The organism is Streptacidiphilus anmyonensis (assembly GCF_000787855.1).
In the GTDB taxonomy this organism is placed as follows: Bacteria; Actinomycetota; Actinomycetes; order Streptomycetales; family Streptomycetaceae; genus Streptacidiphilus; species Streptacidiphilus anmyonensis.
On sequence record NZ_BBPQ01000039.1, the window covers coordinates 23,613 to 39,418 of the forward strand.

Below are 15,806 nucleotides of genomic sequence, written 5' to 3' on the forward strand. Positions count from 1 at the left end.
GGAGCGGCGGGCCCGCCGCAGCCCCGCGTGGCACCTTACGGAACGCGAACGTCCTCCTCACGACGGGCGCCACCTGGGGCGAAAGACTCCTACGGTGGAGGCGTGAGCGAAGCACTCGACGCACCGGCGCTGCCCGCCCCGGTGCCGCGCCGGATCCTTGTCGTCGACGACGACCCGACCGTGGCCGAGGTCGTCTCGGGCTACCTACAGCGCGCCGGCTACGCCGTCGACCGGGCGGTCGACGGCCGTGCCGCGCTCGACCGGGCGGCCGCGCTCCGGCCCGACCTGGTCGTGCTGGACCTGATGCTGCCGGAGATCGACGGGCTGGAGGTCTGCCGGCGGCTGCGCGCCGAGCCGCTCTCGCACGCCGTCCCGATCGTCATGCTGACCGCCAAGGGCGACGAGCACGACCGCATCCTCGGGCTGGAGCTGGGCGCCGACGACTACGTCACCAAGCCGTTCTCGCCGCGCGAGCTGGTGCTGCGGATCCAGTCCGTGCTGCGCCGCAGCGCGGGCGCCGCAGCGCCCGACACGGCGGACGACGACGTGCCGGTCGCGGCCGGCGACCTGCGGGTCGACGCCTCGGCCCGCCGGGCGTGGCGCGGGGACCGGGAGCTGACGCTGACGCTGCGCGAGTTCGACCTGCTGGCGTTCCTGCTGGCGCACCCCGGCACGGCCTTCGGCCGCGAGGAGCTGATGCGAAAGGTGTGGGGCTGGGACTTCGGGGACCTGTCGACGGTCACCGTGCACGTGCGACGGCTGCGGGAGAAGATCGAGGACGACCCGGCCGCGCCACGTCTGATCACCACCGTCTGGGGCGTCGGCTACCGCTTCGACCCCTCGGACGCGCCCGGCCGCGCCGCGGAGACGGCGGTGCCCGATGCATGACCTGCTGGAGATGGCCGCGTACGCGGCGCTCGGCGCGGGCCTGGCCGGACTCGCGGGCTGGCCCGCCGTCGTGCTGCTGCGCCGCCGCTCGCTGTCCTTGTCGCTGTTCACGGTCGCACTGGTGACGGTGCTCGCGGTGGCCACCGGGACGATCGCGGTGGCGCAGGCGATGTTCCTGTCCCGCAAGGACTACGGCGTCGTCGTCGTGGTGCTGGCGATGGGCTCCGTGGTGGCGTTGCTGGTGGCGTGGCTGCTGGCACGTCAGGTCGCGATCGGCAGCAAGGAGTTGCGGCGGGCCGCGCGGACCGTCGGCAGCGACGCCGGGTTCACCGCGCCGGCGGTGCCGCTGAACTCGGAGCTCCAGGCGCTCGGCGCGGAGCTGGCCGCGACCAGCGCGCGCCTGGCGGAGTCGCGGCAGCGCGAGCGCGCGCTGGAGTCCTCACGGCGTGAGCTGATCGCCTGGATCTCGCACGACCTGCGCACCCCCCTGGCGGGCCTGCGCGCGATGGCGGAGGCCCTGGAGGACGGCGTGGCCGAGTACCCCGCCCTCTACCACGCCCGGATCCGGACCGAGGTCGACCGGCTCACCGGCATGGTGGACGACCTCTTCGAGCTCTCCCGCATCCAGGCGGGCGCGCTGACGCTGTCGCTCTCCCGCGTCTCCGTCTACGACCTGGTCGGCGACGCGATAGCCGGCGCGTATCCGTTGGCGCGGGAGCGCGGCGTCTACCTCGTCGGGCACGGTATCGACCCCGTCCCGGTGGAGGTCGACCCGCGCGAGATCACCCGCGTCCTGGGCAACCTGCTGGTCAACGCGATCCGCGCGACCCCTGCCGACGGCACGGTCGCCATCGCGGCACGGGAGCTGGACCGCGAGGTGGTGCTCTCGGTCACCGACGGCTGCGGCGGCATCCCCGAGGCGGACCTGCCCCGCGTCTTCGAGACCGGCTTCCGCGGCGCTGCCGCGCGCACGCCGCGCGTCGCGCCGGCGGCGGGCGAGGCAGGCGCGGGCCTCGGCCTCGCCATCGTCCGCGGCATCGTCGAGGCCCACGAGGGGCGGGCCTCCGTCCGCAACGTCATGGGCGGCTGCTGCTTCGAGATCGCCCTCCCGACGGCCGCGTGGTGAGACCCGCCCCTCACCCGGCCACGGTCGGGCGGTGACCAGTCAGAGCGTCGCCTTCGACGGACCCTGCCTCGACTGCGGGCGCACCGCGCCGTCGTCGGGTGGTGTCGCCGTCGTCGGCGACCGGCTGGAGTGGGACACCGAGTCCGACTGCCCGGTGTGCGGGCCGGTCCTCGGCTGCGGCCGCGGCGCGCCGCCGCCGGCGCTCCGGGACCGCCTGCTGGCGGCGCACGGCGCCGTACGGCTCGACGGGGCGGGCGGCGCGCGGTGGCCGTGATGCGGGCGCTGCGCGCTGAGCTGGGGGTGGAGCTGGGCGAGGCGAGGGCGCTGTACGAGCGGATCGTCTCCGGCACCGACGCCTTCACGCTGCCGGAGCTGGAGTTGGTCGCGCGCCGCCTGCGCGCTGCGGGGGTCGAGGCCCGGGCGGTGCGGGCGGCGCGGCACTAGCCTGAGGGCATGGGTGACCGCGACCGCGATCGTGACCGTGAGCTGATCGAGTCGCTCGGGCTGGAGCCGCATCCCGAGGGCGGGTACTTCCGACGGATCTACACCAGCCCGCATCCGCACGCCGCCGCGGGCGGGGTGCGGCCGACGGTGACGTCGATCTACTACCTGACGACCGCCGAGCAGCCGTGCGGGCGGCTGCATCGGAACCGCAGCGACATCCTGCACTTCTTCCTCGAGGGCGAACCGGTCGAGTACCACACCGTCGACCCCGACGGGCGGCTCGACGTGCGGGTGCTCGGGGACGGGGACGCGCGGCACCTGCTCGTCCCCGGCGGGTGGTGGAAGGCGTCGCGGTTGCCGGACGGGGCGCGGTACGCGCTGGTCGCGGAGGTGGTGACGCCCGGGTTCGACTTCGCCGACCACGAGTTCGCGCGCGAGGCGGACCTGCCGCCCGAGCACCGGGACGCGCTGCGTCAGTTCCTCGCGTAGTCCTCGGCCGACGCCGCCGAGGCGAACTCCGCCATGCCGTCGGCGAAGGAGACCCGGGGGCGCCAGCCGAGCTCGGCGCGCAGGCGGCGGGAGTCCGCGGTGATGTGGCGGACGTCGCCGAGACGGTACTCGCCGGTGACGACCGGCGCCGGGCCGCCGCAGGCGGCGGCGAGGGCCGAGGCGAGGTCGCCGACGGTGCGGATCTCGCCGCTGCCGACGTTGTACGCGCGGAAGGAGCCCGGCTCGCGGTCGGCGAGGGAGGCCAGCGCCGCGGCGTTCGCCGAGGCGACGTCGGTGACGTGGACGAAGTCGCGCCGCTGGCCGCCGTCCTCGAAGACGCGCGGGGCCTCGCCGCGCGCCAGCGCCGAGCGGAAGAGGGCGGCGACGCCCGCGTAGGGGGTGTCCCGGGGCAGACCGGGCCCGTAGACGTTGTGGTAGCGCAGCGAGACCGCGACCGCGCCGCAGGCCCGGGCCCAGGCGGAGGCCAGGTGCTCCTGGTGCAGCTTGGTGGCGGCGTAGACGTTGCGCGGGTCCACCGGGGCGTCCTCGGTGACCGGACCGGGCGTCAGTTCCGCGCCGCAGGAGGGGCAGCGCGGTTCGAAGCGGCCCTCGTCCAGATCCGCGACGCGACGCGGCGGCGCGGGCACGGTGCCGTGGGCGGCGCAGTCGTAGCGACCCTCGCCGTAGACGACCATGGACCCGGCCAGCACGAGGCGCCGGATGTGCGCCTGGGCCATCTCGGCGAGCAGGACGGCGGTGCCGAGGTCGTTGGTGCCGGCGTAGTTCGGCGCGTCGGCGAAGTCCACGCCGAGGCCGACCATCGCCGCCTGGTGGCAGACGGCGTCGACGCCGCGCAGCGCGTTCGCGACCACGGCCGCGTCGCGCAGATCACCGATCACCGATGTGACGCCCGGCAGCGGCACGGGTCGCCGATCCAAGACGTGAACACCGTGCCCGTCTGCGAGCAGTGCTCGCGCAATCGCCGTTCCGATGAACCCGGCCCCGCCGGTCAGCAGTACGTCCATGCCCCGACGCTAGGCCCGTCCGCGCCGCGGCACAGCAGGGAACGCCGTCGCGTCACCACTCCGTAAGGACGCCTGGAAGGATAGGCGGCATGCGCATCACCGTACTGGCCGGAGGAATCGGCGGGGCCCGCTTTCTGCGCGGCCTCAAGGCGGCGGTCGGCCCCGCCGACGAGATCACCGTCATCGGGAACACGGGCGACGACATCCACCTGTTCGGGCTGAAGGTCTGCCCCGACCTGGACACCGTGATGTACACGCTCGGCGGCGGCATCCACGAGGAGCAGGGCTGGGGCCGCGCGGACGAGACCTGGTCGGTCAAGGAGGAGCTCGCCGCGTACGGCGTCGGGCCGTCCTGGTTCGGCCTGGGCGACCGGGACTTCGCCACCCACATCGTCCGCACCCAGATGCTCGCCGCGGGCTACCCGCTCAGCGCCGTCACCGAGGCCCTGTGCGACCGCTGGCAGCCCGGCGTCCGGCTGCTCCCGATGACCGACGACCGGGTGGAGACCCACGTCGTCATCGAGGACCCGGAGCAGGACGGCAAGCGCCGCGCGATCCACTTCCAGGAGTACTGGGTCAAGCTGCACGCCTCCGTCCCCGCGCAGGCGATCCTGCCCGTCGGCGCGGAGACGGCGAAGCCGGCCCCCGGCGTGGTCGAGGCGATCACGGAGGCGGACGTGATCCTCTTCCCGCCGTCCAACCCCGTCGTCTCCATCGGCACGATCCTCGCCGTCCCCGGCGTGCGCGAGGCGCTGGTCGCGGCGGAGGCGCCGATCGTGGGTCTCTCCCCCATCATCGGCGGCGCGCCGGTGCGGGGCATGGCCGACAAGGTGCTGGAGGCCGTGGGCGTGGAGACCACCGCGGCCGCGGTCGCCAGGCACTACGGCGCGGATCTGCTCGACGGCTGGCTCGTCCACACCGGGGACGACGCGGCGGTCGCCGAGGTCGAGGCGGCGGGGATCGCCTGCCGCGCGGTGCCGCTGCTGATGACGGACGTCGAGACGTCCGCGGCGATGGCCCGTCAGGCGCTGGAGCTGGCCGAGCAGGTGCGCGCGTGAACGGCGCGCAGGACGTGACCGACGTGGCCGACCCGGCGAACGCGCAGGACGTGAACCTTGCGCAGGACGTGATCGGCGCGGGCTCCGTCGAGATCATCGCCGTCGGCGGGCTGCCGGAGATCGCGGCCGGGGACGACATCGCCGCGCTGCTGGTGGCCGCGGAGGGCTTCGCCCTGCGCGACGGGGACCTGCTCCTGGTCACCTCGAAGATCGTCAGCAAGGCTGAGGGCCGGCTCGTCGAGGCCGTGGACCGCGAGGCCGCGATCGACGCCGAGGCCGTCCGCGTCGTCGCCCGGCGCGGGCGCACCCGGATCGTGGAGAACCGCCAGGGCCTGGTCATGGCGGCGGCGGGCGTCGACGCCTCCAACACCCCGCCCGGGACGGTGCTGCTGCTGCCGGAGGACCCGGACGCCTCGGCGCGGTCGCTGCGCAAGCGTCTGCACGAACTGACGGGCGCACGCGTGGGCGTGCTGGTCACCGACACCTTCGGCCGCCCGTGGCGCAACGGCCTCACCGACGTGGCCATCGGCGCCGCCGGCGTCGCGGTCCTCGAGGACCACCGCGGTCGCGTCGACAGCCACGGCAACGAGCTCTCCCTCACCGTCACCGCCACCGCCGACGAACTGGCCGCGGCGGCCGACCTGGTGAAGGGCAAGACGTCCGGCCGTCCCGTCGCGATCGTGCGCGGTCTCGGCCACGTCGTGACGGAGGACGACGGCGACGGCATCCGCCCGCTGATCCGCCCCGTCGACGAGGACCTGTTCCGGCTCGGCACCTCGGAGGCCGTCCGCGAGGCCGTCCACGGCCGGCGCACGGTCCGGAGCTTCACCTCGACCCCGGTCGACCCGAAGGCGGTCCGCCGCGCTGTCGCGGCGGCGATCACGGCCCCTGCCCCGCACCACACCACGCCGTGGCGCTTCGTCCTCGTCGAGTCGCAGGCCACGCGCACGCGCCTGCTGGACGCGATGCTGGCCGCGTGGAACCGCGACCTGGTCGAGCTCGACGACTGGGACGCGGAGCGAGTGGCCCGACGCGTCCGCCGCGGGGACGTGCTGCGCAACGCGCCGTACCTGGTGGTCCCCTGCATGGTGATGGACGGCTCCCACGACTACCCCGACGCGCGCCGCGGGGCCGCGGAGCGGGAGATGTTCGTGGTGGCGATGGGCGCGGCGGTCGAGAACATGCTCGTGACGCTCGCGGGCGAGGGGCTGGGCTCGGCGTGGGTCTCGTCGACGATGTTCTGCCGGGACACGGTCCGCGAGGTACTCGAACTCCCGGCCGACTGGGACCCGATGGGCGCGATCGCGATCGGCACGCCCGCCTCCCCGGCGCCCGCGCGCCAGCCCCGCGACCCGGAACAGTTCTTGACGGTGAGGTAGCTGCACGGCCGAAGGTGCAGCGCCATCCGCACAGGGAGGTTGCTCGCGCAGTTCCTCGCGCCCCTGAGGGGTTGCCGCTACATGTCCCGGTAGTCCAGCGGAGCGTAGCGCGGGGCGTGCCGGGGCGCGGCGATGCGGAGTGTGTGCAGCAAGCGGCAGACGCGGTAGCGGTGGGGGCGGTAGGGCTCCAGCAGTTCCAGCATCACCGCGTCGTCGCTCCGCTCGCGGCCGGCCAGCGCCCAGCCGACCGTGTTCGGCAGGTGCAGGTCGCCGACGGAGACCGCGTCCGCGTCGCCGTTGCTGCGTTGCAGCGTCTCGGCCGCCGTCCACAGCCCGATGCCGGGCACCGTGGTCAGCCGGGCGACGGCGTCGTCCGGGGACATCACCGACGCCTCCTCCAGGCGCGGAGCGAGCTTCGCCGCCCGCACGACGGTGGCCGCGCGCTTGCCGTCGACCCGGGCGCGATGCCAGGCCCAGGAGGGGATCATCGCCCAGTCGCGCGCCGCGGGCGGCGCGTACATGTACGGCGGGACGGCGGATCCGCCCGGGGCCGCCTCGCCGTACTCGCGCAGCAGCGTGCGCCAGGCCTCGTACGCCTCACCGGTGGTGACCCGCTGTTCCAGGATCGCCGGGACGAGGGACTCCATCACCAGCCCGGTCCGGCCGATCCGCAGCCCGGGGTGGCGCGTGTGCGCGTCGCGCAGCAGCCGGTGGCCGCGCGGGTCGAACGACGAGGGGTCGTCCTCCGCGCCGAGCCAGCGCGGGACCGCGTCCAGGAGCCAGGACGCGCCCGCGCCCCACGCCGTCGCCTCGACGGCGCCCTCGGCGGGGCGGGTGCGCAGGCGGAGCGTGCCGACGCCGGCGGGGGTGCGGGAGACCCGCCAGAGCGCGCCGTCGCGCGTGCGCCGGTAGGCGGGGTCCAGGGGGCCGCGTCGCAGGAACCCGAAGGTCATGGCCACGTCGAGCGGTCCGTCGGGCTTCCAGACCCGTACCGTTCCGCCCGTCCTCGACGGCGTCGCCGCGGCCGCGGACGACGTGCCGGCAGCCGCGCCACTCCCGCTCATCACCCGAGTCAGGTTACCGGCACGAAAAGTTAGCGGCGGGGGCCTGGTCCCTTCGCCCTGCGCACGCCGTAGGCTGGGCACCACCATGAGCCAGACACCCTTCAGCGGCGCAGAGTCCCCCGCCGATCTGCTGCGCTCCCTCCTCGAGGCCGATCCAGCCCGCCCCCTCATCACCTTCTACGACGACGCGACGGGAGAGCGGGTCGAGCTCTCCGTCAAGACGTTCGACAACTGGGTGGCCAAGACCGCGAACCTGCTGCAGGACGAGCTGACGGCCGCGCCGGACGACCGGTGCGCGCTGCTGCTGCCCGCGCACTGGCAGAGCGCGATCTGGCTCTTCGCCTGCTGGTCGGTGGGGGTGCTGGCCTGTCCTGGCGGCGACCCGGCCAAGGCCCAGCTGGTGGTGAGCGGGCCGGACACCCTGGAGGAGGCGCTGGCCTGCGAGGGCGAGCGGGTGGCGCTGGCGCTGCGTCCGCTCGGCGGGCGGTTCCCGCAGCTGCCCGACGGGTTCGTGGACTACGCGGTCGAGGTGCCGGCGCAGGGCGACCGGTTCGTGCCGTACGCGCCGGTGGACCCCTCGCGGCCCGCGCTGGAGATCGACGGCGAGCAGCTGAGCGGCGCGCACGTGGTCTCGCTGGCGGCGGAGCACGCGCGGCAGTTGGGGCTCGACGAGCAGGACCGGGTGCTGTCCACGCTCGGCTACAGCGACTGGGACGGCCTGGCCGGCGGGCTGCTGGCGCCGCTGGTCGTCGGCGGCAGCGTGGTGCTGTGCCGGCACAGCGGGTCGCTCTCCCCGGAGACGCTGGCCCGGCGGATCGCGGACGAGCGGGTCACCCGGCAGCTCGCCTGACGCCGCTTCACCCGTCACCCGGACCGGTGAACACCGGTCAGGCCCGGCCGGATCGCGTACGGTTCGCGGCTTGCTTCGCCGCGCCCTCCGATAGGGCGGGCACGTCGGCGCCGAGCCCTGTTCGGGGCGGGTGCCGAGCCTGTTCCGGGCCCGTGCCGAGGCCGCCGCCGACCCGCCCGCCCGTCCCTGTGCGGACGTCCGCCGACCGCGAGGGCGCGCGGGACGGCCGCGCCACGCCTGACCCGCTCCCGTTACGCTGGCGCCCCAGGAACAGCCCGGCGGCCGGCGGTCGTCCGGTCAGGCGGGGAACGGAGCGACGGGTGGGCACGCGCGGCAAGGGCGGCGGCAGACGACGGACGGGCGGGCCCGGTGCCGGAGCGGCCGCGGGGTCCCGCGCGGAGGCCAGAGCCGCCCGAGGGCGCGGGCGCGGCGCCACGCGCAGCGGCCCCTGGGTGGCGGCGGCGGTCGGCTTCCTCGCGCTGGCGGGTCTGGGGGGCTTCCTGGTGCTCCACGACGGCGCGGCGACGCACGCCACCGCCGAGGACGCCGCCTCGGCGTCGGCCTCCGCCGGCTCCCCTTCCGCCTCCGCGTCGGCCGCGCCGAGCTGCACGGCGGAGCCCGCCGACAAGACGTTCCCGGCCTCCGGGCCGAAGGCGAAGCCGCTGGACGTCCGGGTGACCGTGCTGAACGGCAGCGGCACCATCGGGCAGGCGGAGGCGGTGCTGAGCTGGATGCAGAACACCGAGAAGTACCTGCGCACCAGCAACGGCGGCCCGGCCGACCACCAGGCGACGACCACGCTCGTCTACGCGCCCGACCATGTGGACCAGGCCCGCGCCCTGGTCGCCTCCCTCGGCCTGCCCGCCTCCGCGCTGCACGGGAACGGCACCTCCACGGGAGCCAGGGACCCGATGGTGCTGACCCTGGGCGCCGACTTCCGCGGAGTCGGAAAAGCCTTTTCCCACTGCTGAACCCGGCGTCGGGGAACCGATCGCAGCACCGTTGCGTCCGTGCTGCCCGAGGAGGTTCCCGCGAGTCGTGAACCGAGTGGAATTCCTTGGGCACGGTGCGTGACCAGCGCACCGGAATTAAGGATTTCGTTCCCTTCGGCCCCGGCCCTCCTCCTGTGAACCACAGGTAATCAATCGCTAAAGTTTGCGGACGCAGCGCGCGGGGGCAGGGCTGTGCATCGGATGTCGCCGAGGGGGGACCCACCCTGTGAACCACCAGGACCACCGCGCTGATGTGGCCGTTTCGGACACATCAGAACAAACGCCCCGAAGCGGAGGTCGAGCCGCAACCCGAAAGTCCGGACAAAACGTCGGCAGGAATGCGGCGCGCGGTCGCCGAATTCTGAAATGGACCGCCATCGGCGCCGCGGCGTCGGTCCTCGTCGCGGCCGGCGGAATGTACGTCTACGTCAAGATTCTCGATTCCAATTTCAAGACCGGGGCCCTCGGCAACGGAAAGGTCGACGTCGCCGCGCCCAAACCGGACAAGTTCGGACACGTGCCGCTGAACATCCTGGTCATCGGCTCCGACGGCCGGTCCTCCAGCGCCGACTGCGACCTCGGCGGCTCCTGCGACGGCAGTGCCCCGCACGCGGACGTCGAGATGCTGCTGCACGTCTCCGCGGACCGCAGCAACGCGTCGATCCTGAGCATCCCGCGCGACACCCGCGTCTCCATCCCGGCCTGCACCGACGCCAAGGGCGTGACGCACGCCGCCCGGTCCTTCCAGCCCATCACCAACAGCCTGAACTACAACGTCCCCGGCTGCGTGGTCGACACCTGGGAGGCGCTGACGCACATCCACATCGACCACTGGGTGATGGTGGACTTCTCCGGCGTGGTGAAGATGGCCGACGCCGTCGGCGGCGTCGACGTGTGCACCCGGCAGAACGTGATGGACTACCAACGCCAGTACTTCGGCGGCCAGTGGCACGAGATCGGCTCCCACCTGGAGCTGCCGGCCGGCACGCACAAGGTCACCGGCGTCCAGGCGCTGGAGTGGCTGCGCACCCGGCACGCCTTCGAGGACGGCAGCGACGTGGGCCGCGCCAAGGCGCAGCACCTGTACCTGAACTCGATGATCCGCCAGATGAAGTCGGCCTCGACCATCACGAACCCGTTCAGGCTGAACTCGCTGGCGCAGGCCGCGACCCACGCCGTCTCCATGGACCAGGGCCTGGGCAGCATCGAGTCGCTCAGTTCGCTGGCCCTGGACGTCGACAAGGTGCCGTCCGACCGGATCACCACGGTGACGGTGCCGCACCACTTCCAGCCGGACCCGGCCACGCCGAACAACCTGCCGGTGGTCCTCAACGACTCCGCGAGCGGCCTGTTCGCGGAGTTGGCGAACGACGTGCCGCTGGACGGCAAGGGTTCCGCGGCGAGTGCGAGCCCCTCGCCCACCCCGCCGCCGGCCGCGCCGGTCGACAAGGCCGGCGTCCGCCTCGACGTGCAGAACGGCAGCGGCGTCAACCACCGCGGTCAGGTGATCACCGACGCCCTCGCCGCCGACGGCTTCACGCAGGCGGCCAGGGACACCCGGCTCGTCGACTACGGCGTGACGACGCTGGTCTACCCGAGCGCCGAGCAGGCGCAGGCCCAGGCCGTCGCGGCGGCGCTCAAGCTGCCCGCGACCGCGCTGAAGAGCTCCGCCTCGGCGACGGGTCTGACCCTCCAGGTCGGCGCGGACTGGAAGACGGGCACGACGTTCCCGGCGGCCGCGCCGAAGACCGGCGGCCTGCCGACCGACGCGGAGTACCAGACGGCCTCGGACTCGTCGCAGTGCATGGACGTCAACCCGGCTCCCTACGCCAAGTTCGCACCAGGCCAGACCCACTACATCTACAGCTGGACCGGCCCGACCCCGCCGAGCGTGCCGCAGGCCACCGGCTGACCGGGACGACTCCAGGAGGGGGTAACGAAGATGAGCGAGGAGTTTCCACAGGAGGACTTCGACCGCGGCTTCGACGCCAGTGCGGAGCGCGGCCGTCGACGCAGCGGCGACACGCTGACCGGCGGCCTGCCGTCCGCGCCCGAGGGGGATGGGCGGGCGGCGGGGCCCGGGGCACGCAGCGGGCACCGGAGGAGGCCGGGGCGCAGGAGACGGGTGCTCAAGTGGACGGCGGTCGCGGTCTCGTCCACGGTGCTGCTGTCGGCGGCCGGGCTCTACGTCTACGTGAAGGTGCTCGACAGCAACATCCACTCCGAGCCGCTCCACTCGGGCGGCCCGGGCCCGTCGACCGTGGCCGAGAAGTCCTCGGGCGGCAGCCTGCCCGTCAACGTGCTGATCATCGGCTCGGACTCGCGCGACAACGCGGGAGACGTGAGCCTCGGCGGTTCGACCTCCTCCGTCGGCGGGCCGCCGCACGCGGACGTGGAGATGCTGGTCCACATATCCGCGGACCGCAGCAACGCCTCGATCACCAGCATGCCGCGCGACACCTGGGTGCAGCCGTACGACTGCCAGGGCAGGCAGCTCGGGCAGCGCAAGATCACCGAGACGCTGGCCTACGGTCCCAGCTGCGTGGTCGACACCTGGGAGAGCCTGACCCACATCCAGATCGACCACTTCGTCATGCTGGACTTCTCCGGCGTGGTGAAGATGGCCGACGCGATCGGCGGGGTGCAGGTGTGCACCAAGGAGAACGTCGCCGACTACAAGATCAGCTACGACACCGACGGCCAGCACGAGGTCGGCTCGGACCTGGTGCTGCCGGCGGGCCGCCACACCATCTTCGGCGTCCAGGCCCTGGAGTGGCTGCGCACCCGGCACGCCTGGGAGGACGGCACCGACATCGGCCGCACCCACGCGCAGCACCTGTACCTGAACTCGATGATCCGCACGATGAAGTCGTCGAACACGCTGCTCGACCTCGGCAAGGTCAACGCGCTGGCGCAGACCGCGACGTCGGCGCTGACCGTGGACCCGGGCCTGAAGAGCATCGAGGCGATGACCTCGCTGGCGCTGGAGTTCAACAAGGTCCCGGCCGACCGGGTCACCACGGTGACCATCCCGTTCGACCACATGACGGCCCCCGGCCAGAGCGACCCGAACAACTGGGATCCGGCCCTGAACGCCGACAGCGACAAGATCTTCTCGATGATCGCGAACGACATCCCGCTCGACAAGGGCGGCTCGTCGGCGGCGCCGAGCGCGAGCCCCTCCCCGTCGGCGACGACGGGCAGCAGCGCACCGGTGGACAAGGCGGGTGTGCGGATCTCCGTGCAGAACGCCGGAGTCCCGGGCCGCGGCGAGCAGCTGACGGACCGTCTGAAGGCGGCCGGCTTCACCCAGGCGGTACGGGACACCAGCGACGTCACGGGCACGACCCAGCTCAGCTACCCCGCCGCGGACCAGGCCCAGGCACAGGCCGTCGCCGCCGAGCTGGGCCTGACGCCGAGCGTGCTGAGGACCGACCCTGCGGCGACGCACCTGGTGCTGCGCGTCGGCAGCGACTGGCCGAGCGGCTTCGACTTCCGCGACACCCTGCCCAAGCAGGGGGCCGTGCCGACCTCGGCGGTCACCCAGAACGCCCAGAACGACAGCGGCCAGTGCATGGACGTCTACAAGCCCTACCAGTGGTCCGGGACGCCTCCGCACGTCCCCCAGCCGGCCGGCTACCGCCCGTACACGACACCCTGAGGCGCGCGGGGACGGACGGCGCGGCACGGAGGGCGCGGCGGCACGAGACGAGCGGCGGCACGGAGGGCGCGGCTGCGCAGCACGAGCGGCGGCGCGACCAGGTCGCCGCCGCCTCTCAGACGGCCTCTCGACCCGCCTTCCGGCCCGTCACTCGGGCCGGGAGGCGGTGCTCGCGATGACCCTGCGGGCGAGCGAGCGCGGGCTGGTCAGGAAGCCCCAGCCCCAGGACATGTGCATGGTGGCCAGCGCCACCGGCAGCTGGAGGCGCGCGGACGGCGTGAGGCCCCGGCCCTCCTTGAGCGAGCCGAGCAGGATCGCCGCCGCGTACCCGCCGGGGACGACGAGGGCGACCGGCGTCAGCGCGACGCCCGCGACCAGCCCGGCGGCGCAGCCCACCAGGGCGGCGGGCGGAGCGAGGTAGCGCAGGTTGACCGAGCCGCGGTGGTAGCGGGTGACCACGCGGCGCCAGCGGCCGTAGTCCTTGTACTGCTTGGCCAGCGCGCGCACGCTCGGGCGGGGGCGGTAGGTGACCTTGAGCTCCGGGGTGAACCAGATCAGCCCGCCGGCCTGGCGGATGCGGTAGTTCAGCTCCCAGTCCTGGGCGCGGATGAACTCCTCGTTGTAGCCGCCCTGCTGCTCCAGCACCTCGCGGCGGAAGACGCCGAGGTAGACGGTCTCGGCGGGGGCGGCCTCGCCGCCGGTGTGGAAGGCGGCGTTGCCGACGCCGATCCGGGAGGTCATCGCGGCCGCGACGGCCTTCTCCCACTCGGTCTCGCCCTCGGCCGCCATGATGCCGCCGACGTTGGCCGCGTCGCGCTCGTCGAGCAGGCGGACGGCGTTGGCGATGTAGCCGGGGGTGAGCAGGCCGTGCCCGTCGACGCGGACGACGACGGGGAAGCGGGAGCCCTTGATCGCGGCGTTGAGCCCGGCGGGGGTGCGGCCGGTCGGATTGGGAACGGTGTGCACCTCCCGGGCGGTGCCCGCGGTCTCCGCGACGAGCTGCGCGGCGATCTCATCGGTGCGGTCCGAGGACGGGCCGAGGGCGATCACGACCTCGATCGCGCCGTCGTACTCCTGCTCGAGGATGCGCGCGACGGCGGTGCGCAGATGCCGTTCCTCATTGAGGACGGGCATGATCACGGAGACGGCGGGGAGGGGCGTGGCGACCATAGTGCCGCCACCGTACAGCGGGTCGCCGGGCCAGTTCCAAAAGGGTGTGGTCAACGGGCCTGGAACGGTCGTGTTGATCCGATGGACGCTTCGCATCAGCTTTGCTACAGCTTCCCGATATGTCGGCTTCGTCCTACCGGACGGTCGAAAGAGCAGGCATGCTCGGTTGCCATGAGCGAGATGTCCCAGTGGCCCGGAAGCGAGCCGCCCCTGCCGCCCGAGCTGAACCCGCGCAACTCCGCGCCCGGTCGCCAGCGCCCGCGCAGGCCGGCCGGGACCGCCGTGGGCGCGCCCCCCTACGCCCCCGACGTGCTGTCGAACGGACCGGGCGGCCCCGGTGGGCCGGGCGGTCCCGGTGGGCCCGGCGGACCGGGGCGTCCGGGCGGTCCGGGCGTCGGCGGGACGCGCCGCAAGTGGTCGCGCGGCCGCAAGATCCGCCTGACCGCGACCGTGCTGGTCGTCACCCTGCTCGCGGTCGGCGGCGGCACCTACGCCTGGGCCAGCACCAAGCTCAACAAGACCGACGTGCTCACCGACTACGCCGGCCGCCCGCCGGAGGGCAAGGGCACCAACTGGCTGATCCTCGGCTCCGACAGCCGCGCGGGCCTCACCACCGCGGACCAGCAGCGCCTGCACACCGGCTACGACACGGGCGCGCGGACCGACTCGATGATGGTCCTGCACATCGGCGCGAACGGGGACACGCTGATGAGCATCCCCCGCGACTCCTACGTCACCATCCCCGCCTGGACCGACAGCAAGGGCGTCCAGCACGGCCAGGCCACGCACAAGATCAACGCCGCCTTCGCCGAGGGCGACGGGCCCCTGCTGGTCAAGACGGTCGAGTACAACACCGGCATCCACATCGACCACTACGCCGAGATCGGCTTCGCCGGCTTCGTCAACGTGGTGGACGACGTGGGCGGCGTCGACATGTGCCTCGACCACGCGATCGTCGACAAGGCGTCCGGCGCGAACCTCAAGGCCGGCTGCCAGACCCTGAACGGCACCCAGGCCCTCGCCTTCGTCCGCGAGCGCCACCAGGAGGCCACCCAGGACCTGGCCCGCATGCAGCACCAGCAGCAGTTCCTGAACGCGCTGGCGCACAAGGCGACCTCGCCGGGCGTGCTGCTCAACCCGTTCACGCTCTACCCGACCCTGGACAGCGGGCTGTCCATGCTCCAGGTCGACAACGGCACCGGGCTGAGCGACCTCGCCTCGATGTTCTTCGCCATGAAGAGCCTCAAGAGCGGCGACGGCAAGACCATGACCGTGCCGGTCGCCGACGCGAACTACATGACCCCGACCGACGGCGACGCGGTGAAGTGGAACATGTCCGAGGCCCGGCAGGTCTTCGACGCGTTCAAGAACGACACCAAGGTGCCCTCGTTCTCGAACTGAGGTTCTCGAACCGAGGCTGACGCCGGGTCACCCGAGCCGGTCGAGCTCCGGCGCCGACACGTGCAGGACCTCGTAGCGTTCCGCGTCGTCGGCGTCGGCCCGGCTCCGCACCCCCGCGCCACAGGGCGAGGCGGACCGACTGCCGGACGTGCGGGTCGACGGCCGGCACCGCCGTGTGGACGTCCTGATGGGACGCCGGCTCGCGCGGCACCCGGGCCTCACGGTCCATCAGTTCGGTGAGAACCAGGCCGTCCTGGGC

Annotated in this window: 15 protein-coding genes; 12 read left to right on the forward strand and 3 right to left on the reverse strand. The window is 73.4% G+C overall.

The genetic code is table 11. The annotated features are described in order from the left end of the window. The first annotated feature begins 102 nt into the window (after positions 1–102). The 5 genes from TR50_RS27355 to TR50_RS27370 are packed head-to-tail and all read left to right on the forward strand — an operon-like array spanning position 103 to position 2,947. Complete coding sequence (locus tag TR50_RS27355) at positions 103–888, forward strand: response regulator transcription factor (protein WP_042427586.1); 786 nt, start codon at positions 103–105, stop codon at positions 886–888. Further along, a complete protein-coding gene (locus tag TR50_RS27360) occupies positions 881–2,014 on the forward strand; it encodes a sensor histidine kinase (RefSeq protein WP_042427589.1) in 1,134 nt (377 codons plus the stop codon). The genes TR50_RS27355 and TR50_RS27360 overlap by 8 nt, the downstream gene beginning before the upstream one ends. 31 nt (positions 2,015–2,045) lie before the next feature. Next, the gene (locus TR50_RS43010; RefSeq protein ID WP_052441372.1) at positions 2,046–2,288 is read left to right on the forward strand and encodes a hypothetical protein; all 243 of its coding nucleotides are present in this window, start codon (positions 2,046–2,048) and stop codon (positions 2,286–2,288) included. After that, complete coding sequence (locus tag TR50_RS43015; protein ID WP_160311199.1) at positions 2,288–2,458, forward strand: hypothetical protein; 171 nt, start codon at positions 2,288–2,290, stop codon at positions 2,456–2,458. The genes TR50_RS43010 and TR50_RS43015 overlap by 1 nt, the downstream gene beginning before the upstream one ends. Before the next feature lie 9 nt (positions 2,459–2,467). Beyond that, on the forward strand, positions 2,468–2,947 hold the full coding sequence (locus TR50_RS27370) for a cupin domain-containing protein (protein WP_042427592.1): 480 nt from the start codon (positions 2,468–2,470) through the stop codon (positions 2,945–2,947). Here TR50_RS27370 and TR50_RS27375 read toward each other — a convergent pair. Next, the gene (locus tag TR50_RS27375) at positions 2,932–3,972 is read right to left on the reverse strand and encodes an NAD-dependent epimerase/dehydratase family protein (protein ID WP_042427595.1); all 1,041 of its coding nucleotides are present in this window, start codon (positions 3,970–3,972) and stop codon (positions 2,932–2,934) included. The two genes, TR50_RS27370 and TR50_RS27375, sit on opposite strands and share 16 nt — an antisense overlap. Positions 3,973–4,061: 89 nt before the next feature. On the opposite strand from TR50_RS27375, the gene cofD reads away from it, so the two are divergent. Further along, complete coding sequence (gene cofD, locus TR50_RS27380) at positions 4,062–5,030, forward strand: 2-phospho-L-lactate transferase (protein ID WP_042427598.1); 969 nt, start codon at positions 4,062–4,064, stop codon at positions 5,028–5,030. Positions 5,031–5,098: 68 nt separating this feature from the next. Beyond that, the gene (locus TR50_RS27385) at positions 5,099–6,409 is read left to right on the forward strand and encodes a coenzyme F420-0:L-glutamate ligase (protein ID WP_201776887.1); all 1,311 of its coding nucleotides are present in this window, start codon (positions 5,099–5,101) and stop codon (positions 6,407–6,409) included. A 77-nt stretch (positions 6,410–6,486) separates the two neighbouring features. Here the strand turns inward: TR50_RS27385 and TR50_RS27390 are convergent, their stop codons facing one another. Further along, positions 6,487–7,473: a DNA-3-methyladenine glycosylase family protein gene (locus TR50_RS27390; protein WP_439654249.1), complete on the reverse strand. Its 987-nt coding sequence runs from the start codon at positions 7,471–7,473 to the stop codon at positions 6,487–6,489. An 85-nt stretch (positions 7,474–7,558) separates the two neighbouring features. Here TR50_RS27390 and TR50_RS27395 point away from each other — a divergent pair, with 85 nt between their 5' ends. From TR50_RS27395 to TR50_RS27410, 4 genes are all read left to right on the forward strand, one after another. Further along, complete coding sequence (locus TR50_RS27395; RefSeq protein WP_042427603.1) at positions 7,559–8,323, forward strand: TIGR03089 family protein; 765 nt, start codon at positions 7,559–7,561, stop codon at positions 8,321–8,323. A gap of 320 nt (positions 8,324–8,643) precedes the next feature. After that, the gene (locus TR50_RS49205) at positions 8,644–9,294 is read left to right on the forward strand and encodes a LytR C-terminal domain-containing protein (protein ID WP_052441376.1); all 651 of its coding nucleotides are present in this window, start codon (positions 8,644–8,646) and stop codon (positions 9,292–9,294) included. 436 nt (positions 9,295–9,730) lie between these two features. Beyond that, positions 9,731–11,227 carry an LCP family protein gene (locus TR50_RS27405; protein ID WP_052441377.1) on the forward strand — a complete coding sequence of 499 codons (1,497 nt, stop codon included), beginning with the start codon at positions 9,731–9,733 and terminating at the stop codon, positions 11,225–11,227. 30 nt (positions 11,228–11,257) lie between these two features. Further along, entirely contained in the window at positions 11,258–12,976 is a 1,719-nt protein-coding gene (locus TR50_RS27410; protein WP_152648674.1) for an LCP family protein, read from the forward strand. A gap of 147 nt (positions 12,977–13,123) precedes the next feature. On the opposite strand, the gene TR50_RS27415 is transcribed toward TR50_RS27410, so the two are convergent. Then, positions 13,124–14,146 (reverse strand): glycosyltransferase family 2 protein, encoded by a 1,023-nt coding sequence (locus tag TR50_RS27415; protein ID WP_042427606.1) that lies wholly within the window; start codon positions 14,144–14,146, stop codon positions 13,124–13,126. A 171-nt stretch (positions 14,147–14,317) separates the two neighbouring features. On the opposite strand from TR50_RS27415, the gene TR50_RS27420 reads away from it, so the two are divergent. Beyond that, a complete protein-coding gene (locus TR50_RS27420; protein ID WP_042427609.1) occupies positions 14,318–15,547 on the forward strand; it encodes an LCP family protein in 1,230 nt (409 codons plus the stop codon). Positions 15,548–15,806: the final 259 nt, after the last annotated feature.

What these genes read in the sequence shown, in the direction of transcription:
- TR50_RS27370 (WP_042427592.1), top strand. Translation starts at nt 2,468, where the DNA reads ATGGGTGACCGCGACCGCGATCGTGACCGTGAGCTGATCGAGTCGCTC.
- TR50_RS27405 (WP_052441377.1), top strand. Translation starts at nt 9,731, where the DNA reads ATGTACGTCTACGTCAAGATTCTCGATTCCAATTTCAAGACCGGGGCC.
- TR50_RS27390 (WP_439654249.1), bottom strand. Translation starts at nt 7,473, where the DNA reads ATGAGCGGGAGTGGCGCGGCTGCCGGCACGTCGTCCGCGGCCGCGGCG.
- TR50_RS43015 (WP_160311199.1), top strand. Translation starts at nt 2,288, where the DNA reads ATGCGGGCGCTGCGCGCTGAGCTGGGGGTGGAGCTGGGCGAGGCGAGG.
- cofD (WP_042427598.1), top strand. Translation starts at nt 4,062, where the DNA reads ATGCGCATCACCGTACTGGCCGGAGGAATCGGCGGGGCCCGCTTTCTG.
- TR50_RS27415 (WP_042427606.1), bottom strand. Translation starts at nt 14,146, where the DNA reads ATGGTCGCCACGCCCCTCCCCGCCGTCTCCGTGATCATGCCCGTCCTC.
- TR50_RS27395 (WP_042427603.1), top strand. Translation starts at nt 7,559, where the DNA reads ATGAGCCAGACACCCTTCAGCGGCGCAGAGTCCCCCGCCGATCTGCTG.
- TR50_RS27375 (WP_042427595.1), bottom strand. Translation starts at nt 3,972, where the DNA reads ATGGACGTACTGCTGACCGGCGGGGCCGGGTTCATCGGAACGGCGATT.
- TR50_RS27420 (WP_042427609.1), top strand. Translation starts at nt 14,318, where the DNA reads ATGAGCGAGATGTCCCAGTGGCCCGGAAGCGAGCCGCCCCTGCCGCCC.
- TR50_RS27410 (WP_152648674.1), top strand. Translation starts at nt 11,258, where the DNA reads ATGAGCGAGGAGTTTCCACAGGAGGACTTCGACCGCGGCTTCGACGCC.
- TR50_RS27360 (WP_042427589.1), top strand. Translation starts at nt 881, where the DNA reads ATGCATGACCTGCTGGAGATGGCCGCGTACGCGGCGCTCGGCGCGGGC.